Genomic DNA, 23,640 nt, shown 5'->3' on the forward strand with positions numbered 1-23,640 from the left:
TTCCTTTCTCAAATTTACTGACAGAATTTCTGTCAGTTGTCAAAAGTTAATTTGACTTTATAAGTTGCTGCTTCATTTGCTGTCAGCACATGATTTCCTTCTTTTTCTAAAAGTTCTTGTTTTTGATTGATGATATCAGGTAGGCCGCTGAAGGGCTCAATGCACAGATAAGGAAGCGTCATGTCTTCTTTTGTCCACAGACAAAGGTAGGGAAAATCAGTCATTTCCAGACTGACCGCGTAGTCTGTCAGCACTGACGAAAGCTTTATCTGATCGATTTTATTGTCAAAAATGACCAAGCCAGCAGCAAACATCTGACGATCAAGGGAAAATTCACTGACAGACTGAGCAAAAGTTGTCAGTTTTCCCGAACGATAAGGAAATGGATTTTTGACAATGTCAAAAGTTTTGAGCACTTTGTCATTCGTCGCAAATCGAATCTGATAATCTTCAAATTTACCTGGTAAGTTAAAAGCAGGGTGAAATCCCAATGCAAATGACATTGATTTTTCTGTCAGATTTTTCACCTCAAACGTCAGATTTAAGGCATTGTCTTCTAGTTTATAAATGACAATAAATTCAAAGTGAAAAGGAAATGATTGATAAGTTTCAGGATTATCTTTGAGCAAAAGCTTAATAAAATCAGTCCTTTGCTCAAGAAGTTCAAAATCATAATCTGTCGCAAAGCCGTGCTGTTGCATCGGGTAAAGCTTGCCATCTAAGAGATATTCATCTTCTGTGGAACGACCGATTGCTGGAAATAGAATAGGCGCGTGTTTAGCCCATTCTTCGCCATTCCAGATAAAATCCTGACCTGTTTTATTATCAATAATGTGAGTTAATTCTGCTCCTTTTGGGTTGATTTTAACGGTCAATTTTGTATTTTTTAGTGTCAACATTGTTTTATTCCTTCAAAAGTTACTGATACTGTTTGATATGCCTGAACTCCTATGACGAGAATTTCGTCAGCACTGACAGAGTTCTGTCAGCATCAAATATCAGCTTCGTCAGGCCAACATTCATCATAAGGGTGACCTGTCAACATTTCAACCACTTCACGCGCTTTTGGTGTAACATCGGCCTTTGAGCCGCCATCTTCTAAACGCTTCAGCTCTGATTTCAAGACATCGTGATTTTCACGGTTGAGCTTAAAAGTACGTGCAGCAATCAAGGCCAAAGCGATAAGTACAATCGGTACAACAATGAAAATCAGCATAATTCCGTGCTGGATACCCAGTGGTGTATTAGCATGTGTCGTCATTGTTGCTGAATCAAATCCAATCGCTTCAAGCAACCAACCTGCAACATAAGTCGCAAGCGCACCCGTTGATTTACGGAAGAAAGTCATGACGGACGCATAGACACCTGCCTTATCGCCGTGTGTGTAAATCCGATCCACGTCAGGAATAAAAGGAAAGACATTCCAAGGTGTGAACTCCAAAATCCCACGCCCAAGTTGATAAAGGATAGAAACGATAATCAGCATCCACATCGGATCGCTCACACCCGTCATATAGACGATGAAATAACCAATCATGGCAATAATAATGGAAACATAGCTCAGTGTGAACAGGTATTTCGGTCCATGAGAGACCATGATTTTGACCGCTGCAATCGTCGAGAGAATCCCAAATGCAGACAAAGCTTGAAGAATCCAAGGTGAATTAGCCGACATCCCTGAAATCCCAACCACGATGAAGGTTGGCAACAATGTAGAATAAAAGTCCTTACCTGTAAAACTCAACAAATAAACCAAGAGGTGTTTGCGGAAAGATTTGTTTTTAAAGGTACCAAAGTAGTCTGTGACCGTCTTCTTGAGGAAACCACCAAAACCTAATCGAGGTTGTGCATCAAGTTCTGCCAAAAATTCTGGTGTCAACGGACGTTCCCAAGTCGAGCGCCAAGAGGTAAAAATCGCAATCACGAAAATAATTGTCCATGTAATCCCAGTGTAGAGATAAGCGTTTGGATTGTTGAAAGATTTCAAAACTGCCAGCGTAAAGAAGACAATCGCTGTCCCAGTCGCTGAGATAAACATCCGATTTCCCGACAAAGTCGTACGCTTTTTATAATCTGGCGTCATTTCCGTAGGTAATGTTTCCCAAGGAATTAAAATCATGGAAATAGCAACTTCAATGGCGACATAAACCCATAGATAATATTGCCAGTTTGTCGTTGAAATCCAAAACATAGGAAACAAGATTGCAAAGAGGACACCGCCGACCGCAATCCAAAAATGTCGTCTCCCAAAACGTTTACCAAGTCGCGTCCGATAAAATCTGTCCGTAATTGCCCCAAAAAATAATGACCAGATGGCATCAATAATACGCCCAATCCCAAGCACCGCGCCGGTAAATAGTGGACTAATCCCTTGTGAGAGGACAAAGACGAAAATAACACCTGAAACAATGTTATTCCAACCCCACCCATTAAGTCAGTCAAGCCATAACGCAAGCCTCGCGCCGTATTAATTTCTTTTGGGTGTAAACCCAAGAGCTTTTCTTTTTTTCTGCCATTTTGTTTAGATTCTCCTATAAATCTGTAAACTGATGCTACTTTATAACCGAACTTTCTTCATAGCTTGATGAGCTAATCTAAAAGGCTGAAATTCGGTACATCTTGTTAATTTGTGAACTTTGTGAAGCGCTTACTCTAGCGCTGTAAGTTTAGCGGAGAATTTCCCGCTAATGTTTCTTGTTATTGCATTTTTTGAGTCTTTTTCAGCACGAATAAATCTGATTTAACATTTTATTCTTACTGACAGTATTTTTTGTCAGCAATTGATTTCTGTCAGTACTGACAGAAATCAAATCGTCGAATCATTTTTCTCAATGGCTTCCCAAAGTCCATTAAGATAGCTGGCGCCGAGTGCGCGGTCGTAGAGACCATAACCAGGGCGTCCTGTTTCACCCCAAATCATACGTCCGTGGTCAGGGCGGATATAGCCGTCAAAACCGTTGTCATACATGGCTTTGAGGATTTTATACATGTCAAGCGAGCCATATTCAGACTTGTGCGGTGCTTCGTAGAAATCTTTTTCACCACTTGGCAAAAATTTGATATTACGCACGTGAGCAAATGGAATACGGTCACGTTTGACAAATTCTGCCATGATGCCATAAACGTCATTTGCTGGGTCTTCAGCGATTGAGCCTGTGCAAAGCGTAATCGCATTTGACGGGCTATCAACAACTTTACAAATCCAGTCCAAATCATCACGATTTTTTACGACACGAGGCAGACCAAACATACTGTAAGGTGGGTCATCAGGGTGAACTGCCATTTTGATGCCAACTTCTTCACAAGTCGGTATGATGGCTTTCAGGAAATAAGCAAAGTTTTCACGCAATTTTGCTTCGTCAACATTTTTGTAGGCGGTCAGTAATTTTTTGACTTCTGACAGCCGTTCAGGCTCCCAACCAGGGAGTGAAAATCCGCCGTCAGCGGCTTGCACGCGGTCAATGATTTCCTGCGGCTCAGCAGGAATATCATTTGCAATGAAAGCCATCGTCTGCGAGCCATCAGCCAATCGGTAATCCAAATCCGACTTGAGCCAGTCAAAGACGGGCATGAAGTTGTAGCAAATGACCTCAATCCCAAACTCAGCAAGGTTTCTGATGGTTGTCTTGTAATTTTCGATGTAGCGGTCGCGCGTCGGCAGACCAATCTTGATGTCATCATGGATATTCACCGACTCGATGACTTTAAGCTCAAGTCCTGCCGTTTCGATTTCTTCTTTAAGTGCTTTAATTCGCGCTTTCGGCCAAATCTCGCCTGCGGGAATATCCATAATCATCCCCACCACGCCTGTCACTCCTGGTACTTGGCGATGTCAGCAAGCTTGACCTTGTCAGCATCATGCCCAAACCAGCGCATTGTCATTTTCATTTTTTAGTCGTCCTTTCCATGACCTGTCAGCGCTTTTTGCAAGGTCGCAAGCACTGCGCCTTTTCCTGTCAGCATTTGTGCGAAGTAAGTTTCGATTTTTCCAGCCAATCCTGTGGCGTACATTTCTTGTGGAAAGATAGATTTATTGCTCAAAATCGGTTTCAAGAGTTCTGACACATTTTCTGTGCTACCGTCAAATTTGACAGTAGCTAAGTCAGTCTGTAATTCGTCAAGTAATGGATCTGGACTTGGTGTAAATTTTGCTAAATCATCATTTACGCCTGTCAGATAGCGGCACCAAGCCGCGATAACGAGCGGAATGAACTCTAATTCTTTGACTGAAAAACGTGGATTTTCAATATAATGCCCAATCGTCACGCCATAGCGCACAGGGATTTTTTGCGAAGTATCTGCTGCAATCCGCTGTGGTGTGTCCGGAATATTTTTATTCGGCAGGCGCTTTGTCAAAAGCTGGTCAATAAAATCGCGCGGATCAATGATTTTCGGATTTTTTACCACTGGTAAAGCTTCTCCATAACCTAGATTTTTAATCAAAGCGAGCAAATCAGGATTTGCCACTTCGTCTGCAATCGAATGATAATCCAACAAACAGCCAAACACCGCAAGCGCCGTATGCAGTGGATTAAGACAAGCTGTCACTTTCATCTGATCCGCATCATTGACAGTGGCACGGTCAGTCATGATGACACCAGCTTTTTCAAGCGCAGGGCGCCCATTCGGGAAACTGTCCTCAATGACCAGATAATGCACTTCCTCAGTATTGCCAAAAGGCGCGATATTCGTGTGTTTTGCCGTATGCAAGATTTCTGTATCTTCAAAACCAGACTTAGCGAGCAACTGACCAACTGTGTCAGACGGATTGGGCGTGATTCGGTCAATCATTGACCAAGGAAAACTCACTTTTTGTGGATTGATCAGATAATCATAAAAACCTTGCTCCACAATTTCATTTTCCACCCAGCCTCGCGCAATGGTCAGCACTGCTTCTTGCAACTTTTGACCATTTTCAGAAAAGTTGTCAGTGCTGACCATCGCAATAGGAAATTTTCCAGCCTTATAACGTGCATAAAGCAGGTAAGTGATTGCACCCATGTTCGTCACAGGTTTGCCAGCCCCTTGAATATCTGCAAGCGCAAGTGCCGTCAAATTTCCCTGAGAATCACGAAGTGAATAACCCTTTTCTGTAATTGAAAACGTTGTAAACTGCAAGGACGGATTCTCAAAAATTCTTGTCAGCGCTGCCCAGCCCTCAATATTTTCAGCATTAAAATAAAAGCTATCCGCAACTGCCGCAATCAGTTCTTTGTCAAAACTGCCATCTGCCTTCATCGTGACTGACAAAAACCGATTATCATAAGCATGATACATTTTTTCAATCACTTCATCATCATAGGTTTCTGCTACAATGACTCCTGCGTTCATTTCACCTTTGTTCAACAAATCCTGCGCAACAACGGCGTGGAAACAGCGAAAAAGATTTCCTCCGCCAAAATGAACCCATGTGGGATTTTCTGCCGCACGCTCGGCAATCTTCTCCTGGTCAAATAAAGGAACTTGAATATTAGCATTTTTAAACTCCTCTGCCTTCTCCAAGTAAGAATCAACCAACTTTACCATGATTTTCTCCTTTTCAAGATATGAGCTTGACGCTCCATGTTCTAGAATACTTATATATCTTAAAATGCTTTACTCCTAAAATTGATATATCAGTTTTCCATTTACGAAAACTAGTATATTACTTTTAGAAAACGTTGTCAACCCTAATTAGATAAAATAAATTATTTTTTTCTCCTTATTTGCTTTTATTTGACTTTGCGAAACCACTGCTCTATAATTACAGAATGAACGAATCGAATTTTAATCTACAGAGTCAGGCTTATAAGCAAATTATTGGTAAAATTCTACGAAATGAGTATATTCCTGGACAAAAAATTTCACAAAAAAGTATTGAAAAGGATTTGCAGCTTGGACGCACGCCTGTTCGTGAGGCTTTATTGCGCCTGCGCCGTGATGGTCTTATTTATACTATTCCTCAATCTGGCACTTTTGTCACCAAGATTGATTTAGATGCCGCGATTAATGCGCGCTTCATTCGAGAAAATTTGGAACGTAAAATCGTTTATGAAGCTGCCAACACCGAAGATAACCTTCTTTTATCACAGGCACGAGATGCGATAGCACTGCAGGAAAAATATGCTGCCAACGGTGAATACAATAAATTTTTTGAAGCTGACGAAGAATTTCACAAAACTTTTTATCTCACAACCAATCATGCACAAGTCTGGGATTGGCTTCAGACCATCAACACCCAGTTCAATCGTTTTCGTTGGCTTCGTTTGGCTATCTCTGAACTCCCTTGGAATACGCTGATTGAGCAACATAAGGAAATCCTAGATGCTGTAGAAAACCACGATCCAGAGCGCGCAGATGCCGCTGTAGCAAAACACTTACACTTGATGTTTGAGGAAGAAATGACCGTACTGACTAGCTTCCCTGAATATTTTGACAATCTTCCAGAATAAAAAGCCCTGTCTAACCTAGTGACAGAGCTTTTTTATCTTATTAGTCAGATTTATACTAATTCCACTTTAAAATCCGACAGAATTTTATACCACAGGTGTCCATTCGTTCTATCTCCACTTTGCTCCGCTGTCCGTTTGATTGCCATTTGACGTTGCCTCTATTCTTGTCACTTTAGTGACCTAGAGATAGAGGACAAATGTTCATCGGTACTTTAGTGCCTTACAGCCAATGCCTTTTGCTCTTGGGCTTTAGCCCCTAAGCAAACGGACAAATGTCCTATGGTCATGCGAAGCTAGCTGCTAAAGCAGCAAGAGCAAAAGTCAAAGCACCTAGTCGCAGTGGCAACCCACTAGGTGAAACAACTAGCATATCCGTTGCTGCTTTAGCGCCAACGGCTATCCTATAAAGTGGCAAGTTCAACTCACAATTTGCTGAAGTGACAAGACAAATGGCGAGTGGCAACGCCTTTTTATCAGTCGCTTTAGCGGACAGCGGAGTAAAAGAGCGCTCTGAAGAACGATGCACAGAGTGCGTGCCATAGCACCTTTTTTCACTAGAAGTTGCGAAGCACTGTCAATCCTTTGTTGGTTTTGACAATGGATTAGCTATGGAAACTCATTTCAAATGAAGTTTTAGCTCTCACCAGTTATGCTCACCTACATTATCTTTTGTAACAAGATAGATTGGTGAATTAATGGTTTTAGACACTTCTTTTCCTTGATAGTAATCATACGCAGCTTGTAGTGCCATTTCTCCTATTTTCGCTGGAGCTTGAGCTACTGTTCCTGTCACTGTTCCCGCCTTGATTGCATCGTGAGTTTCAGATTCGCCATCAATCCCAAAAATTGCGATTTTTTGTCCTGTCGCTTGCACAGCTTTTGCCGCACCAAGTGCCATTTCATCGTTCTGTGCAAAGATGGCTTGAACATCTTTATGAGATTGAAGCATATTTTGTGTTGTATTCAACGCTGTTGTACGATCAAAGTTTGCAGATTGGCTTGAAAGTATAGTCAATCCAAGTAATTTTGCTTCATCGTTGAAACCTTTTCCACGGTCAATGGTTGATGAAGCTCCTGGTGTGCCAGAAAGTTCTAGCACTTTAGCATGAGCACCAACAAGATCTTTCACTGCCTCAGCTGCCATCTTACCAGCTGCAACATTGTCTGAAGCAACCGTTGCCAATACAGTTCCACCATTGGAACCACGGTCCATTGCAATAACAGGAATATGAGCATTGTTCGCTGCATTGATTGCTGGTACAATAGCGTCAGAATCCACAGGATTAATCAAAATCGCATCTACATTTTGACTAATAAAGTTTTGAATATCATTCAACTGTGTTGCTGAATCATTTTGCGCATCTGACACTGTGATTTTTGTATTATTCTTCTTTGCCATTGCCTGAATAGCATTGTCCATCGAAACAAAGTAGGGATTATTAGTCGTAGAAATCGAAACACCGATTTTCAACTCATCTGGTTTTTTATGAGTCACTTGACTCGTTTCTTGCCCACCATCTCGACCAGGAATTCCGGTATAAAGGCTACAAGCTGCTAAAGTTGATACTGCAAAGGTTGCTAGTACAGCTAAGGTTATTTTCTTCATCAAATTCATCTTTAAATTCTCCTATTTGCTCCTTTTGCTACGAATCACATCAATCAAAACAGCAATCAGGATAACAATTCCTTGAATTACTTGTTGCCAGAATGCTGAAACACCGATGATATTTAGTCCATTATTTAGTACACCGATGATTAAAACACCAATCATTGTGCCAAACATCCGTCCTTTACCACCCATCAATGATGTTCCACCAAGGACAACAGCCGCGATTGCATACATTTCATAGCCTGATCCTGCTTGTGGTGTCGCAGAAGATAGACGTGAGGTAATAATCAGTCCAGAAATTGCTGACATCGCACCAGATAAAGTATAGATAGCAATTTTAACTTTATTAAGTTTAACTCCTGAGATATAAGCAGCTTTTTCATTTCCACCAAGAGCATAAACTGACTTACCAAAGGCTGTCTTATGTAGGACAATCCAGAGAATGATGAAAACAAGAATCATTAGAATGACTGGAAATGGAATACCAAGAAGATAGCCTTGACCGATATAAGCAAGGAAATAGCTATCCAAGTGTTTAGTAATCGGGTTCCCATTAGTAAAAACGAGTGTTGCTCCACGATAAACCATCTGAGTCGCTAAAGTTACGATGAATGGTGCTAATTTTCCGTAGGCAACCAAGGCACCGTTGACAGCTCCGAGAAATGCACCAATTAATATTGCACAAAGTACTGCCAACGGAATCGGCATTCCTTGAGCGATAAATCCTGCTGAAACTGCACTTGAAAGTGCTAAAATAGCTCCGACTGAAAGGTCGATGCCTGAAGTTAAGATGACAAAGGTCATCCCAAAAGCAATAAAACCATTGGCAGTAACTTGCAAGAGCAAGTTTAACAGATTATTTGTTGTCAAAAAATTTGGATTGATAATGGTGATGACAATCATCAAGATAACCAGGGCAAGTAGGGTGGTTAAAGAACTGAATTTTTTCGATAAGGCTTTCACTTATTTTCCTCCTGTGGCAAACTGCATGATTTTTTCTTGCGTCGCTTCTTCTTTAGTTAAAATACCTGATATTTTGCCCTCGTGCATGACGACGATACGGTCAGAAACTCCAAGGACTTCAGGTAAATCACTTGATACCATAATAATTGGCACACCACGTTCGGCTAGTTCATTCATTAGTTGGTAAATTTCTCTTTTGGCACCGACATCAACACCACGTGTTGGCTCATCTAAGATGAGTACTTTTGGTGCAATTCCAATCCATTTAGCGAGGACAACTTTTTGTTGATTTCCACCTGAGAGACTAGCGACTGACTGTTCCTCATCTGTTGCTTTTACTTTGAGTCGTTCAGAGAGCGTTTTTACGAAAGTTGTAGCTGTTTTGTCATCAAATAGACCTCGATGAACAAAATCTTTGGTGCTTGGCAAAGTGATATTGTCTTTAATGCTAAAATCTAGAACTAACCCTTCTTCCTTTCGGTCTTCTGTTAAAAATCCAATGCCTGATTGAATCGCTTGAGCTGGAGTTTTGATTTTCAATTTTTTACCATTAACTCTGATTATGCCTGATTTTAGAGGGTCAATACCAAAGATTGCACGCATGACTTCAGTGCGTCCAGCACCCATCAGTCCTGCGAAACCTAAGATTTCACCTGATTTTACTGAAAAAGAAATATCTGTGAATTTTTCGCCTGAGAGATGTTCTGCTTCAAAGACAAGTTCGCGAATTTCTGCTGTTTTCTCTGGATAATAGTCTGTAATTTCACGTCCGACCATCTTGCGAACAAGTTCGTCAACATTGGTTTCTACCGTTTTTTTAGTGTCAATGACGAATCCATCACGCATGACAGTGACACAGTCTGTGATTTTGAATATTTCTTCCATACGGTGCGAAATATAAACAATTCCAACTCCTCTTTGTTTCAATCCATCAATGACAGAAAATAAACGTTCTGTTTCACGTTCTGTCAGTGCGGCTGTGGGTTCGTCCATGATTAATATTTTCAAGTCTGATAGAAAGCTTTTGGCGATTTCAACCATTTGTTGCTGTCCAACGGATAAGCCACCGATTTCTGCATCTAAATCAATACTTACACCCAGTTGCTCAAAAGCAGAACTCGCTTTTTTACGCATGGTTTTATTGTCTAAAAGTCCAAACTTTCCTTTTATTTCACGTCCTAAAAACAGATTTTCTAAAACTGTCATGTCTTTCCATGTGTTCATTTCTTGATGAATGAAGCTGATGCCAAACTGCTCGGCTTCTTGCGGATTAGTGAATAGTTTTGACTGTCCATCAATCGTAATATTGCCACCACTTGCAGGAAAAAGTCCTGTTAAAATGTTCATCAAAGTAGATTTTCCTGCACCATTTTCCCCCATCAGTGCATGAACTTCTGCCGAATTAATCGTCAAATCAATGGCTTCCAATACTTTGTTTGTGCCAAATGACTTGGAAATATTACTCATCTCGATTTTCAAAGTGTCACCCCCGATTGTAAAATAATGTTTGAATACGGTGTATCTTCGCCTGTTCTGACCACTGCTTTTACATTGGTATTCATGGATTTAAGTTCTTCATGACTGACAAAAATAATTTCAACTTCTGACGAAAGTTTGTCAGTAATGCTAGCCAGCTGATCAGGATTATTTTCTTTGATTTCCTCGGCTAAAAATACTTTTTCAACCAGTACATTTTCTAGATAAATATCTAAAACTTCCTGAAAACTGGGGTTCCGTGCTTGAGCGCAAGGTCAATTTTTTTGATACTCTTTGGCACAGGCAGACCCAAATCTCCAATACAAACTTGATCCGTATGTCCCAAATCATCAACGATTTTGGCAAGTTCGCTATTTAATATTCCATTCTTTTTCATAATTTTTATGTTCCTTTATCACTTTTAATGTTGGCATACCACCTTGGGCACCAAACTTTTGGACGGACAGATGCGAAGCAATGACAGCAAATTTAACACTGTCAGTTACTGACAAATTTTCTGTCAGTGCAAATCCAAAGGCTCCATTGAAAGTATCACCAGCACCAGTTGTATCAACAACTTTCGCCTTTATGGCTGGAATGAGTTGGATTTCTTGTCCGTCATGGAAAGTCACACCAGCCACACCCAAAGTCACAATCAGCTTGTTGGGATATTTTGTCAGCACTGACGAAAGACTGTCATCAGGGAAAAGCGCTTTACATTCATGCTCGTTTGGTGTGATGTAGTCCACAAAATCAATCATTTCAAGGTCTGTTGGACGAGCAGGTGCTGGATTGTAGAGTACTTTTACGCCATTTTCTCTACAAAATTTAGCGATAGCAAGATTGGTCGCGTGTGGAATTTCGTTTTGTAAGACAACTAATTCACTATTTTTGATTATTTCCCAGCTTTCTTTTAGACTGTCAGTACTGACAGAATCATTGGCACCGGGAATGATGATGATGCGGTTATCCTCGTCAAAAAGTGTAATTTGAGCAATTCCTGTCATTTGTGGTATCGTTCCCACATTCTTAAAAAGAACAGCATTTTTCTCAAAATTTTCTGAAATACTCTGACCAAATGCGTCAGTACCTATTGCTCCAATCATATCAACCTCGTGAGGTGTCAACCTTGCCATTGCAATTGCCTGATTAGCTCCTTTCCCTCCTGGAACCATCGAAAACTCTTGACCAAAAACTGTTTCACCAGCTTCAGGAATACGCAGAGTGCGCGTTACCAAATCCATAGCAATACTTCCAACTACTGTTATTTTACCCATTTATTTCCTCTTTCTTATCGTATCTCTTTCAACATAATGAACAGGAAGTTCAATTCTCTTTTTTTCTATTGGCAAATCATTTGCCATTTTATAAATCAATTGTGCTGCTTCAAGCCCCATTTCATAAGCCGATTGATGAATCGTGGATAAAGCAGGATAGATAAACTGACTCATCTGTATATCATCATAGCCAATAATCTGAATCTCCTCTGGAATTTTTTTGCCCAAGCGATGAATTTCATGCATATATGCCATAGCATGAATATCAGAAGGAGCAATGATTCCATCAAAATCATTCTCCAAAGCAAAAACTTCTTTTGCTTCTTCTTGAATGGTATCAAAATCATAGCTCTTACTATAAAATTTCTGGAACTCTACTTTGGCTTTTTTCAGGTAAGACACACTTGCTTTGAAACGATTATTGATATTAGCCGCGGTGACTGGGCCACTTACTACGGCGACTTTTTTGCTTCCAGCATCAACCACAACTTTTGCAGCAATTTCTCCCCTGACTCATTATCCGAGAAAACTCCAAAGTCACTCTTATGTCCTACACGGTCAACAATAACGGCTGGGATATCTAATTCAGGAAACTCTTCTTTAAAATCATGTGTTGTAATCACCCCAGCCGCATTACTCTGAATCAATACTTTGAGATAATCCTGCTCCAGTTGATTATCCTCACCAATGTTTCCCAACATCACTCGATAACCTTTATCCTTTAAAAATTCCTCCACACCCTTTGCCAGCATTGGAAAAAAAGGATTAGAAATATCAGGTAAAAGTAATCCCACCAACTGATTTTTCTTAGTTTTCAAGGATTGAGCTGAAAGATTAGGAATAAAATTTAATTTCTTAATTGCCTGCTCAACTTTTTTCTGTGCTTCATTGCTGATATAACCATTTTGTGCGATATAACGCGACACCGTGGATTTTGACACACCAGCTTCTTTCGCAACTTGTTTTATCGTAACCATGAGCTCCCCAAGATATAATTAGATTACAAATTTTCAAACTTCTAACGTTCAAATTTGCTGTTCCATGTTTATGGGAACGTTCTCATATTTATGATTTTAATTGTACGCGTTTTCATTTAATTTGTCAATCTTTTTTATGTTATATTTTAATGACAAAAAACCTGTCAGTATACTGACAGGTTATTATTAATCAAAAACACGGTCAAAAATTTCATCCACACGTTTAAGATGATAATTGTAATCAAAAGCAGCATCAATATCTTCATCTGTTAAAAATTCACGAACTTGTGAATTTTCTTCAACTAATGGACGGAACATGATTTGTTCATCCCAAGCTTTAGCAGTCAGTGGTTGCACGAGGTCATAAGCAGTTTCGCGTGTCATCCCTTTTCAATCAGGAGCAACATCACGTGCTGACTATAAATTAAGCCAAAAGTTGCATCCATATTGCGTTTCATATTTTCAGGGAAAACAGTCAAATTCTTCACAATATTTCCAAAACGATTGAGCTGATAATCAAGCAACTCCGTTGTATCTGGCGCAATAATCCGCTCCGCTGATGAATGGCTAATATCACGTTCGTGCCAGAGGCTTACATTTTCAAGCGCAGTCAAAGCATGACCACGAATCACGCGCGCAAGTCCTGTCATATTTTCAGAACCAATCGGATTACGTTTGTGAGGCATCGCTGATGAACCTTTTTGCCCTTTGGCAAAAAATTCTTCAACTTCACGCTGTTCAGATTTTTGCAGACCGCGAATCTCAGTCGCCATCCGCTCAATAGAAGTCGAAATCAGAGCCAAAGTCTGAAAATACTCAGCGTGCAAATCCCGAGGCAAGACTTGAGTCGAAATCTCTTGTGGACGCGTCCCCAATTTTTCACAAACATAAGCTTCAACAAAAGGAGGAATATTCGCAAAAGTTCCTACCGCACCTGAAATTTTACCTGCTTCAACTCCTGCGGCAGCGTGCTCAAATCGCTCAATATTGCGCTTCATTTCGCTGTACCAAGTCGCAAGCTTAAGCCCAAAAGTTGTTGGCTCTGCGTGAACACCATGTGTCCGTCCCATCATGACAGTGTATTTATGCTCTAAAGCTTTGTCCTTCACAATCTCAGCAAAATTCGCTAAATCACGGCGAAGAATATCATTCGCCTGTTTATAAAGATAGCCGTAAGCCGTATCCACAACGTCAGTTGAAGTTAGACCATAATGAACCCATTTACGTTCTTCTCCAAGGCTTTCAGAAACCGCGCGCGTAAAAGCAACCACATCATGACGAGTTTCTTGCTCAATTTCAAGAATACGCTCAATATTAAAAGTCGCATTTTCTCGAATTTTCTTAACATCTTCATGAGGAATTTCACCTAGTTCTGCCCAAGCTTCATCCGCAAGGATTTCAACCTCAAGCCATGCTTTATACTTGTTTTCTTCTGACCAAATATTCGCCATTTCTGGACGTGAATAACGACTAATAACCACTTTTCGCTCCTAATTTATCTTTTTATACTGTAGCCAAACCATTGTAAAAAACACAATAATTTACACCACCCACACCTGTTTTGTTGCCAAAAATGCACCAGCTCCATACTATCAATGTTCGCACACAGGTAAAACCTGCAAGAGCAAGAATCATACTAATTGTAGCACTACTAATTGAAGTCAAGACTTATTCAGTGGGAGCTTCGACTCTCCTCTGAATTTAGGGTACAACCTCACATCTTTGATATGAGGTCACACCTCCGCTTCGCTGCGCAGTCCACACCACGGGTATCCATGCTCGCTACGGTGCTGAAGCACCGAGTCGCAATGGTTCTCGCTAAGTGGCTAAAGCCACAAGTCGAGTCGCAAAGCACTAACGCCCTAGGGCAGTCGGACAAAATTCAAGGATTGTCATTCCGACTAGGCGCTTCAGCACCGTAGCGAGGATGGACATCGTAGCAAAGCGGAGATAGCGCTGCTTTGATAAAATGAACTTACTTATTAACTGTCCTAATATAGTTTCAAAATCCAACAGGATTTTATATCATTTCAATATTAATTATATCATTTTTCACTGACAAAACAGCTCCGTCTTTCTGTCAGCACTGACAGAACTAAAAAATTGTTTGTAAAATCCGAACAATGTGAAACCATTGAAAATTAATTGTAGTTTGAAACACAAAAAAAGAGTAGTTTCCTACTCAGTTGAAGTGATCACTTCAAAGATACGAAATCTCCTATCCCTAATATCCCAGGGCACTAGATCGAAAGCGTAGCCCAGCGGAGCGGAGATAGCACATACTTGCTAAGTTAGAAAAGATTTTCTTCCAAAAGATTTAATATTTTTTCAGCTTCAGCAAGTCTTATCTGTCCAGGTGCACTCGCCTTTTCAAGACTTGCAAAAGTCCAGCATGAGCCCGTCAAATATCCAGAAATTCTCGAAATTCTGCCCAAATCTCCCATAGCCATTGTGATAAAATTCTCACCATACTCTAATGTCAAATCTCGTGTAATCTGTAATAAATCTAGAACATCACATTCATGTTCTGGCATAACTGCGGCTTTCACGAATGCTGTTTCCTCACCATGCATCTTAATCAGTCGCGTGGTCAAATCGGTAGGTATCTCATCAAAGTTATGATAAGACAAGACAATCTTCTGACGAAAATCTGTCAGTGCTGACAATGCCCGTCCATGACTAAAATACTCAATATCAATGTAGTCAGGGTCAAAATTCAGTATTTCTTCTAAAATCTGAATGTACTTTTTATCAGAAATTTTTAAATTTCCACCTTCTGATGTTGTTCTTATTGTAAATAAAATCTTATTATTCTTAAACTTCTCAAAGACTTTGGGTGCTAATATTAGAATATCATCAACTGATAAAAAATCTGCTCGCCATTCAACAACATCAGCAGAGACATAATCACTTACAGAAATAGCCTCAAAGTCTGAAACATTTTCTATTATTAAGGGAACTACAATTTTAGTCTTTCTCATGATTCTCTCCTTCCTTTATCATTATTCTCTTGGTTCTATTCTAGCATATTTTAGTAAAAACAAAAAAAGGAAACCAATGTTTCCTTCAAGAACTGGGGTAGCTGGATTCGAACCAACGCATGAGGGAGTCAAAGTCCCTTGCCTTACCGCTTGGCTATACCCAATATTTATACTCATTTCCCTTTAATCCCCTCAAAGATATTATACCAAAGGCACTCATTATATAGAGACAAAGCGATAGAGGAAACGACTAGTGACAATTGACATGGTATCTACTTTTACGTCATGAAATCAAACTGCACCAAATGAATCACCGTTTTACAACAAAAATTATTCTATCAAAAATCAAGTCAAAATTCAAGCTACAACATTTTCGTTTTTGTTGAAAAAATCGAAAAAAAAGCATGAAATTAATAACTTTCCTGCTTAGATTGATAAATTATAAGCCTTAATTGCTTCCTCAAGAGCATCTTCAAATGTTCGAACAACGGCAATTTCCTTACCTGACATTATCACCACAAATGTCCCAAACTCTTCTTTAATTTCAGCAATGGTTTTCTTACCAAGATTAACTACGGCACCAGTCGCCGTATCAATAACTCCAAGTTCTGTATCTTTTTTCTTTGACATAGAATTATTTTACTATAAAATATGAAAAATCACAATAGAAAAAGCGAGCTTTCACTCGCCTCACTCTACTTATGATAATTCAGCGATTACCGATTTAAGTTGTGCTTTACTTTGCACACCAACGATACGTTTCACTTCTTCACCATCTTTTTTGAACATCAAAGTTGGGATAGACATGATACCAAATCCTTGGGCTGTTGCTGGATTTTCATCAACATCCATCTTGCAAATTTTGAGTTCTGATTCATCAAGTTCTTCAGAAAGTTGTTCCAAAATTGGCGCTTGCATACGACATGGACCACACCAAGTCGCCCAAAAGTCAATTAAAACAAGTCCTTCTTTTGTTTCTTCTTCAAATGTTGCATCTGTAATATTGTATTCCATTTTTTCTCCTGTAATACTCAGTGTATGAAAGAATTATTTCAAGTTCTAATTCTTCCCTCAATTTATTTGGAAATTTTTGGGTGTATGGCACCTCAGAATCTACGCATGAGAAACTACAGCTAACCCCATTACGATGGATTGACTTTGCTACGCAACTCCATGACACGTTACTTCGTGCGCCGTTCTCCGAACGGTCTACGTCCATTTCACACTAACACTACTTCTCTGTCCGTTTTGGCGTTGCCTCTATTCTTGTCACTTTAGTGACCTAGAGATAGAGGACAAAAGATTACCGTTACCAATCATTTCAGCAATACAGAACGAATGGGCATCTGCGGTACATCTACCGGATTTTAAAGTAGAACTGGCATAAAATCTGAATTCCAAGTATAATGTCAACTTATCCCAATACATCTATTCTAGTGTATTTTAGCTCATATTTCAAGGAAACTGACTTTTTTACACTGAAAAACCTGCCTTTATAAAGGCAGGCACATGGTTCTAGATTTTCTACCATCTACACTTAAATACATCCTTTCGACACTTCTCTGTAGACGATACACCCATCTCTTCTCTGCAATATTGAAGAGAGAGGAGCTAAGGTTGGGCAAATCTTACTCGATTTACCTTTGGAATAGGTTCACGCTTGTTCGCTAACCACTCTCCTATATAGCTTATTCGTTATACAACCCTCAATGAATTGGAATTGCCTGCAATATCATACCCAGAGCAACACCATGCTGATATAGTCCACCAACGAACCATTCTCCAAATTCGAGGTAGAAGTGGAAACAATACAGCTAACACCAATGTCGCCCCGACATCATCCCTTGTGTTAACTTATTGACTAGCTTTCACGTTCACTTTCCTTGAAAATCTAGTTCCTTCAAAAGATAAATTACCTTTATCTTTCTTTAATATTATTATATCAAAATTCAGACAATTGGCAAAATAATATGCTTATAACCTATTCTCCTAAAAATTACTTCTATCATTTTGTCCAGAAAGTTAGAGAAATTGAATGAAATGGAGTAATTTCATTCAAAAAGATGTGCCAGCAGAGAATCTTGGATGCTCCACCTCCAAAATTGCGGCTCGACTTGCAGCTTTAGTCGCATAGCGAGAACCATTGCTACTCAGTACTTCAGCACCGTAGCGAGCATGGGTACCCATGGTGTGGACAGCGCAGCGAAGCGGAGATAGCACGCATTTACTTTGATAAAATATAGTGAGCAAAATTTTCTCTGAAAATAAGTGCTTATTATTTTACAATGCAATATTCACTTCAATATTGCAATTGTTGCCCCTGACCCACCAGCGTTAATCGGCGCATATTCGTATGATTTAATATGACGATTTTTCTGAAGTTTTTTCTGTACCATTTCTCTGATTACCCCTGTACCAATTCCGTGAACAATCGTAATCTGAATCAAGTTTGCAAGCAGTGCTTGGTCAATGTAGCTATCCAACTCAAGCTCTGCTTCTTCATACCTCAACCCACGTAGGTCAAGCTGCGCTTTGACTTTACTCGTTACTTTTTTGGTGATATTTTTAGTTTTTGCTTGCTTTTGTTCTTCTGTTTCAATCACTTCAAATTGGCTTTCTGCAAGTTTTGTTGTAATTGAACCCATTTGAACAGTCCAACGTCCATCTTTTTCAAGACGAATGAGCTTTCCTCTTTGTCCGAAACTCATGACATTGACCTCAGCCCCTTGTTTGAGACCGCGTTTGGCTTTAGCTTTTTTGAGCACCTTGTTTTGACTAAAATCAATCGTTGGAGCAAGTGCTTCAAGATCCGCTCTTGCTGCAATGATTTCATGAGGTTTGAGGGTTGCTTTATCATTAAGGTTTTTGAGAATCTCTTGAGCTTCATGACTTGCCTTTTTCACAAGCTCCTGAGCTTCTTTATGAGCTTTTTCAAGCTCCATCTCACGCTCACGATTAATTTGATTGTAGACCCGCGTTAAATCTCTATGAAGCGCAATATTTTCACGTTCCACTTTTTTAATATGATTGGCACTTTCAATGACTTCTCGCGTTTTTTCTTCGAGGCTTTGAATCATGTGATTCACATCATGTTCTTCATCTGAAATCTGACTACTTGCTTCTTTGATAATTTCGGAAGAAAGTCCCAATCGTCTTGATATTTCTAACGCATTTGACCGCCCTGGAACACCAAGTTGAAGATGATAAGTAGGCTGCATCTTGTCAATATCAAACTCCATACTAGCATTGATGACACTATCCGTTTCCACACCATAGGCTTTCAGCTCAGGATAATGTGTACTTGCTATCGTTTTGATTTCTGCACGACGAAGTTGTTCTAAGATGGCAATCGCAAGCGCTGCTCCTTCTTTCGGGTCAGTACCAGCACCAAGTTCATCAAATAATACTAGACTGTTGTCGTCTGCTTTTTCAAGAATGTGAACAATATTTGTCATGTGACTAGAAAATGTTGATAAACTTTGCTCAATAGATTGTTCATCTCCAATATCTGCAAAGATTTCATCAAAAAGATGAATACGACTTCCTTCACCTGCTAAAATCGGCAAACCAGACTGTGCTAACGCAGAAAGCAGCCCCACAGTCTTGAGTGTAATTGTTTTACCACCTGTATTCGGTCCTGTAATCACAATTGTGTTCAAATCTGCGGAGAATTTTATATCATTTGCTACAACAGTACTAGAATCAATCAAAGGATGGCGTGCTTCAAAAAGCGTAATATCTTTCTCTTCCGTAAGTGTTGGAATGGTTGCTTTATGTTTTGTCAGATAAAGATACTTTGCACGAATGAGGTCAATATGACCGATTAACCAAGCATTTTGACGAATTGCTGTAGTATAAGGCTTAACTTCTTTCGACAATTCTCGATAGAGACGTGAAATTTCATTTTTTTCTTCAATGCGTTTTTGATTGAGGTTGTTATTTAGTGCTACTACAGCATTTGGCTCGATATAAAGTGTTTGCCCGCTCGCTGACATATCATGAATAACACCTGGAATTTTGTTTTTATTTTCTGCTTTGACAGGAAGCACCTGACGATCATTACGGATAGTGATGACATTTTCTGTCAGTACTGACAAATTCTTTGTCAGCATTTCTTGCATAATTTTGCGGATATCAGACTGATAGCGCTTGATGGCATCTCGAATACGGAGTAAATCTGATGATGCATTATCGTAAAGGCTCCCAGCATTATCAAAGATTTCTAGTTTTTTTGTCAGTATTGACAAATCAACGACTTTATCCAAAGTGAGTTGTAGGGTTGGTATTTCTACATTCTCAGCTGCATCAAAATATCTTACAATATTGACACCAAGCTGAACCAATTTTTTTATTTCGACAAATTCCTTGCCGTTAAGTTCTCCATCAAGCTCTAATCGTCTAAGAATTTCTGTCAAATCTGTTGTTTTTGACAGATTTAAAAGTCCGTTTTCTTGCGTGAGAATACGGAAATCAGAAAGTTCATCAAAAAGAAGCTGAATTTTATTTTGGTCAGTAAGTGGGAGAAGTTCTGTCAGTTCTTTTTTCCCTTGAGCAGTTGTCAAATCATTCACAAATTGTGATTTGACTTTATCATATTCTAATATTTTTAAGATTTTTTTATTCATTTTTTAACTAAGTGGATTAATGTGGACAATATTTTCAATAAATAAATTTTGAAGTAATCCTGATGTTACTGGTGTGTGTAATACCATGAATCTAGCAAGAAAGCTTGCATCAATATGACTCTGAACCGTTGCAAGCGGCACTAAGCTCAGGATAATGAGCAACATTTGCAACCCAAAATAGGTTGCCAAAAGGCCTAATACTCCTGCAATAATCTTACCGTTTTTTCCTAGTGGTTTCATAGTGAAGCGTAGGAAAAGTCCAATGAGTCGGATGATGACATAAACCACTACAAAAATCATCAGAAAGGCTACTCCCGCATAAAATGCTTCATCTAGATGAAAAAGCAAGTCATTGCTAAACAGCAAGAGATGTGAGTTTTCTGTAGCGCTTGAAAAAGGAATCCACATACTAATCTGCTTGGCAAGTCCTTTATAGTTATTCGCTGCGATAATCGCTGAAAGAATTGTTCCAAAGCTATAAATAGCTTGCAAAATCAGACCACGTGAGTAGCCAATCATAAATGCCCAAATTAGTGCAATTAAAATAATCAAATTTAATAACATGAGAAATTCCTATTTTTTAGAGGTTATTTATCTATTGAAATCCAGTTGTCCTATGGATAATTCATTATGTACTCTTCCTATTATATCGTATTTCATCAAAAAAACGTAGCCCTGAATTGAGCTACGTGAAAAACCTGCATGAATTTATCAATAATTTTATCGAAGTAAGTGCGTGCTATCTCCGCCCTTCGGGCTACGCTGTCGATGCTCGCTAAGGCGCTACGTGCTTCGCACGCCGTTCTACGAACGGTCTACGTAACTTCGTTGCTCCGCTGTCCGCTTGATGGTGACTAGAGAAAATGGACAAATGTTTTACGAAACTCCCACTGAATAAGTCTTGACTTCATGAAATCAATTCATTTTGCTTTTTTGTACACGTCTAATAACCTCTTAGAAGAGTGATGAGGAATGCCCTTTTCTTATGGCATGATCTAACGTCAAAACTTTTGTCATCGCATTGATTGCTGTGACTGCTTCTCCAAAGCCAGCCGACATCAAAGGAACTTTACCTATGTAATCACTCGCATCTCCAGCAGCATAAAGTCCCTCAATATTTGATTGCTGCTCACGATTTGTTTTCACACGACCGTTGCGACTTAACTCAATCTCATCAATCAAATCAATGTGATTCGTCACAAAACCATAATTGACAAGTATTTTATCCACTGACAGATTAACTTTTTCGTCAGATTTTACCTTTGTCAGCAACAATCCTGTTTCTGTCAGCGCTGACAGAGTATAAGGAACATGAATTTTCACACTTGACTCAGATATTTGCTCAACGGTAATTTCATGAGCACGAAATGCAGTCCTACGGTGAATAAGGTACACTTTTTCTGCAACATTTTCAAGCATCAATGACCAGTCCAAAGCCGAATCTCCGCCTCCAAGCACCGCAACCCTTTTCCCTCGAAACTCTTCGAGTGACTGGATAAAATACGATATTTTTCCAGATTCAGCAAATTGTTCCTCGCGTTCCACACCCAGTTTTCTCGGAGTCAAAAGTCCAGCTCCTGTCGTTAATAACACCGCTTTTGCGCTTCTTTTTTCTTTGTCAGTACTGACAAAAAATCCGTCAGTGACTTTCTCAATTTTTTGAACAGATTCGCCCAGGAAAAGCTCATGAGGCACTCGTGCCACTTGTTCTAAAAGGTTTTTGGTCAAATTAATTCCTGAAATTGCAGGCAATCCTGCAACATCATAGATCAATTTTTCAGGGTACAGATTTTGTGGTTGTCCCCCTGCAACTTCCGCAGACTCAATCATTGCCACAGATAAACCTCGCATTCCAGCGTAAAATGCTGCATAAAGTCCAACAGGACCCGCTCCAACAATAATCAAATCTACATTCTGCATTTCAAACTCCTATTTTATACTCGTTCATCTCGAAATTTCCCCAAAACGTAGAGATGAACTACAAATACACTGTCTTACGATAAATTTGCTTTTCATTCATAGCTTTGACACAGTGCGCCAAGACTGAAACAGCATTAAGATGTATTTCTTATAGATAAATCCGTGTAAACAATTATCTTGTATTTTTCACGTTAACTCTATTATTACCAGTTTTTTTAGAAATGTCAAATACTTTTTACTTTACAATTCTTTTTACTAATCTATCACTGACAGAATTTCGGTCAGTAAAAAAAGCCCCATCAAAATGGGGCAATTACTCTTATTTTGTAGATTGACGTTCAATGATTTCATGATCCAAAATCAATTGATTTTCTTCTACTTCTTCTTTAAGCATCAATTTTGTCAAAAGACGCATTGCAACTGCACCTAAATCATAGAGTGGTTGATTAACAGATGTCAAGCTTGGGTAAGTATATTGCGTAATTGGTGAATTACTTCCTGCAATAATTTCAAAATCCTCAGGGACCTTGATTCCTTTAGCCATCAAGGCTGATAAAACACCAACTGCCACAGTATCATGTGCCACAACAACGCCTGTCACTCCTCTATCAAGTAAACGTTCGACCAAAACTTTCCCTTGTTCATAGCTATAATTACCTTCGAATACCAATTCTTCGTCAAACTCAAGACCAGATTCAATCAAAGCTTCTTGATAACCAACCATGCGTTCAATGTTCTCAGCATCAGTCAACGAACCCATGATATAGCCAATTTTTTTATTTCCATTTTTAGCAAGTTTTGTTGTTGCCTGATAAGCAGACAGATGATAGTCAATATTGACTGATGGAAGTTCTTTATCTCCATCAATTGTCCCAACTAGCACAACTGGTGTGCGCGTATTTTTTAGCGCAGTACGTACCTCTTCATCTAAAGACGACCCCATGTATACAATTCCATCAACTTGTTTCGACAGAAAAGTTTCAAGAATTTTTCCTTCTTTTTCAACATCATTATCACTGTTAGCTAAAATCATGTTGTACTTATACATGGAAGCGATATCATCAACTCCACGTGTAATTGCTGCAAAATAAGTTGAAGTGATGGTTGGCAAGATAACGCCCACTGTTGTTGTGCGCTTACTTGCAAGACCACGCGCTACCGCATTTGGACGATAGTCAAGCTCTGCGATAGCATCCAAAACCTTCTGGCGCGTCTTCTCTTTCACATTTGCATTCCCGTTTACAACACGGCTAACCGTTGCCATTGAAACTCCAGCGACACGTGCCACGTCATAAATTGTTGTTGTTGATTCTACCATATTCTGGCTGACCTCTTTCTTATGTTTTGTCCACAGTATTTATGAAAACCATTTTCATTTACA

16 protein-coding genes, 1 tRNA gene and 5 pseudogenes are annotated in these 23,640 nt (G+C 39.4%); 1 reads left to right on the plus strand and 21 read right to left on the minus strand.

All coding sequences use genetic code 11. The annotated features are described in order from the left end of the window. Positions 1-32: 32 nt before the first annotated feature. The 4 genes and pseudogenes from FLP15_RS11160 to FLP15_RS11175 form a co-directional block, all read right to left on the minus strand. A complete protein-coding gene (locus tag FLP15_RS11160) occupies positions 33-899 on the minus strand; it encodes an aldose 1-epimerase family protein (RefSeq protein WP_142767176.1) in 867 nt (288 codons plus the stop codon). A 92-nt stretch (positions 900-991) separates the two neighbouring features. Continuing rightward, a pseudogene (locus FLP15_RS11165) lies at positions 992-2,516 on the minus strand (MFS transporter). A gap of 290 nt (positions 2,517-2,806) precedes the next feature. After that, positions 2,807-3,888: pseudogene (gene uxuA, locus FLP15_RS11170) on the minus strand (mannonate dehydratase). A gap of 3 nt (positions 3,889-3,891) precedes the next feature. Next, entirely contained in the window at positions 3,892-5,526 is a 1,635-nt protein-coding gene (locus FLP15_RS11175; protein ID WP_142767177.1) for a mannitol dehydrogenase family protein, read from the minus strand. A 224-nt stretch (positions 5,527-5,750) separates the two neighbouring features. Here FLP15_RS11175 and FLP15_RS11180 point away from each other — a divergent pair, with 224 nt between their 5' ends. Next, positions 5,751-6,431, plus strand: coding sequence for a GntR family transcriptional regulator (locus FLP15_RS11180; protein WP_142767178.1), 681 nt, complete (start codon positions 5,751-5,753; stop codon positions 6,429-6,431). Between the two features lie 283 nt (positions 6,432-6,714). Here the strand turns inward: FLP15_RS11180 and FLP15_RS13330 are convergent, their stop codons facing one another. From FLP15_RS13330 to ccpA, 17 genes and pseudogenes are all read right to left on the minus strand, one after another. Further along, positions 6,715-6,957 carry a hypothetical protein gene (locus FLP15_RS13330; RefSeq protein WP_142767179.1) on the minus strand — a complete coding sequence of 81 codons (243 nt, stop codon included), beginning with the start codon at positions 6,955-6,957 and terminating at the stop codon, positions 6,715-6,717. Between the two features lie 114 nt (positions 6,958-7,071). Next, positions 7,072-8,046, minus strand: coding sequence for a substrate-binding domain-containing protein (locus tag FLP15_RS11190; protein ID WP_142767180.1), 975 nt, complete (start codon positions 8,044-8,046; stop codon positions 7,072-7,074). A gap of 12 nt (positions 8,047-8,058) precedes the next feature. After that, positions 8,059-9,003, minus strand: a complete 945-nt coding sequence (locus tag FLP15_RS11195; RefSeq protein ID WP_120772078.1) for an ABC transporter permease — start codon at positions 9,001-9,003, stop codon at positions 8,059-8,061. Then, the gene (locus FLP15_RS11200; RefSeq protein WP_142767181.1) at positions 9,004-10,482 is read right to left on the minus strand and encodes a sugar ABC transporter ATP-binding protein; all 1,479 of its coding nucleotides are present in this window, start codon (positions 10,480-10,482) and stop codon (positions 9,004-9,006) included. It lies immediately after the preceding gene. Further along, a pseudogene (gene rbsD / locus FLP15_RS11205) lies at positions 10,479-10,876 on the minus strand (D-ribose pyranase). The gene FLP15_RS11200 and the pseudogene rbsD overlap by 4 nt, the downstream one beginning before the upstream one ends. After that, the gene (gene rbsK / locus FLP15_RS11210) at positions 10,851-11,756 is read right to left on the minus strand and encodes a ribokinase (protein ID WP_142767182.1); all 906 of its coding nucleotides are present in this window, start codon (positions 11,754-11,756) and stop codon (positions 10,851-10,853) included. Before rbsK ends, rbsD begins: the two are co-directional and overlap by 26 nt. Next, positions 11,757-12,733: pseudogene (locus FLP15_RS11215) on the minus strand (LacI family DNA-binding transcriptional regulator). It abuts the gene before it with no gap. Positions 12,734-12,919: 186 nt separating this feature from the next. Further along, positions 12,920-14,184 (minus strand): annotated as a pseudogene (gene purB / locus FLP15_RS11220) (adenylosuccinate lyase). Positions 14,185-15,024: 840 nt separating this feature from the next. Beyond that, on the minus strand, positions 15,025-15,714 hold the full coding sequence (gene aroD, locus FLP15_RS11225; RefSeq protein ID WP_142767183.1) for a type I 3-dehydroquinate dehydratase: 690 nt from the start codon (positions 15,712-15,714) through the stop codon (positions 15,025-15,027). Between the two features lie 92 nt (positions 15,715-15,806). After that, positions 15,807-15,878 (minus strand) — tRNA-Gln (locus FLP15_RS11230). A gap of 262 nt (positions 15,879-16,140) precedes the next feature. After that, positions 16,141-16,344, minus strand: a complete 204-nt coding sequence (locus tag FLP15_RS11235; RefSeq protein WP_142767184.1) for a DUF2969 family protein — start codon at positions 16,342-16,344, stop codon at positions 16,141-16,143. Positions 16,345-16,413: 69 nt separating this feature from the next. Then, entirely contained in the window at positions 16,414-16,728 is a 315-nt protein-coding gene (trxA, locus tag FLP15_RS11240; protein WP_142767185.1) for a thioredoxin, read from the minus strand. Between the two features lie 1,041 nt (positions 16,729-17,769). Then, positions 17,770-17,901 carry a hypothetical protein gene (locus FLP15_RS13655; RefSeq protein WP_280954075.1) on the minus strand — a complete coding sequence of 44 codons (132 nt, stop codon included), beginning with the start codon at positions 17,899-17,901 and terminating at the stop codon, positions 17,770-17,772. 107 nt (positions 17,902-18,008) lie between these two features. Further along, positions 18,009-20,339: an endonuclease MutS2 gene (locus tag FLP15_RS11245; protein WP_142767186.1), complete on the minus strand. Its 2,331-nt coding sequence runs from the start codon at positions 20,337-20,339 to the stop codon at positions 18,009-18,011. 3 nt (positions 20,340-20,342) lie between these two features. Then, the gene (locus tag FLP15_RS11250) at positions 20,343-20,903 is read right to left on the minus strand and encodes a CvpA family protein (protein WP_142767187.1); all 561 of its coding nucleotides are present in this window, start codon (positions 20,901-20,903) and stop codon (positions 20,343-20,345) included. 390 nt (positions 20,904-21,293) lie between these two features. Continuing rightward, positions 21,294-22,259: an NAD(P)/FAD-dependent oxidoreductase gene (locus FLP15_RS11255; protein WP_142767188.1), complete on the minus strand. Its 966-nt coding sequence runs from the start codon at positions 22,257-22,259 to the stop codon at positions 21,294-21,296. Positions 22,260-22,578: 319 nt separating this feature from the next. Continuing rightward, positions 22,579-23,577 carry a catabolite control protein A gene (gene ccpA / locus FLP15_RS11260; protein WP_142767189.1) on the minus strand — a complete coding sequence of 333 codons (999 nt, stop codon included), beginning with the start codon at positions 23,575-23,577 and terminating at the stop codon, positions 22,579-22,581. Positions 23,578-23,640 lie beyond the last annotated feature (63 nt).

This window comes from Lactococcus protaetiae, from assembly GCF_006965445.1.
GTDB classification, from domain to species: Bacteria; Bacillota; Bacilli; order Lactobacillales; family Streptococcaceae; genus Lactococcus; species Lactococcus protaetiae.

Coding starts and splice junctions, on each gene's coding strand:
- FLP15_RS11160 (WP_142767176.1), bottom strand. CDS start 899: ATGTTGACACTAAAAAATACAAAATTGACCGTTAAAATCAACCCAAAA.
- FLP15_RS11175 (WP_142767177.1), bottom strand. CDS start 5,526: ATGGTAAAGTTGGTTGATTCTTACTTGGAGAAGGCAGAGGAGTTTAAA.
- FLP15_RS11180 (WP_142767178.1), top strand. CDS start 5,751: ATGAACGAATCGAATTTTAATCTACAGAGTCAGGCTTATAAGCAAATT.
- FLP15_RS11190 (WP_142767180.1), bottom strand. CDS start 8,046: ATGAATTTGATGAAGAAAATAACCTTAGCTGTACTAGCAACCTTTGCA.
- rbsK (WP_142767182.1), bottom strand. CDS start 11,756: ATGGGTAAAATAACAGTAGTTGGAAGTATTGCTATGGATTTGGTAACG.
- aroD (WP_142767183.1), bottom strand. CDS start 15,714: ATGAGAAAGACTAAAATTGTAGTTCCCTTAATAATAGAAAATGTTTCA.
- FLP15_RS11235 (WP_142767184.1), bottom strand. CDS start 16,344: ATGTCAAAGAAAAAAGATACAGAACTTGGAGTTATTGATACGGCGACT.
- trxA (WP_142767185.1), bottom strand. CDS start 16,728: ATGGAATACAATATTACAGATGCAACATTTGAAGAAGAAACAAAAGAA.
- FLP15_RS13655 (WP_280954075.1), bottom strand. CDS start 17,901: ATGGGTACCCATGCTCGCTACGGTGCTGAAGTACTGAGTAGCAATGGT.
- FLP15_RS11245 (WP_142767186.1), bottom strand. CDS start 20,339: ATGAATAAAAAAATCTTAAAAATATTAGAATATGATAAAGTCAAATCA.
- FLP15_RS11250 (WP_142767187.1), bottom strand. CDS start 20,903: ATGTTATTAAATTTGATTATTTTAATTGCACTAATTTGGGCATTTATG.
- FLP15_RS11255 (WP_142767188.1), bottom strand. CDS start 22,259: ATGCAGAATGTAGATTTGATTATTGTTGGAGCGGGTCCTGTTGGACTT.
- ccpA (WP_142767189.1), bottom strand. CDS start 23,577: ATGGTAGAATCAACAACAACAATTTATGACGTGGCACGTGTCGCTGGA.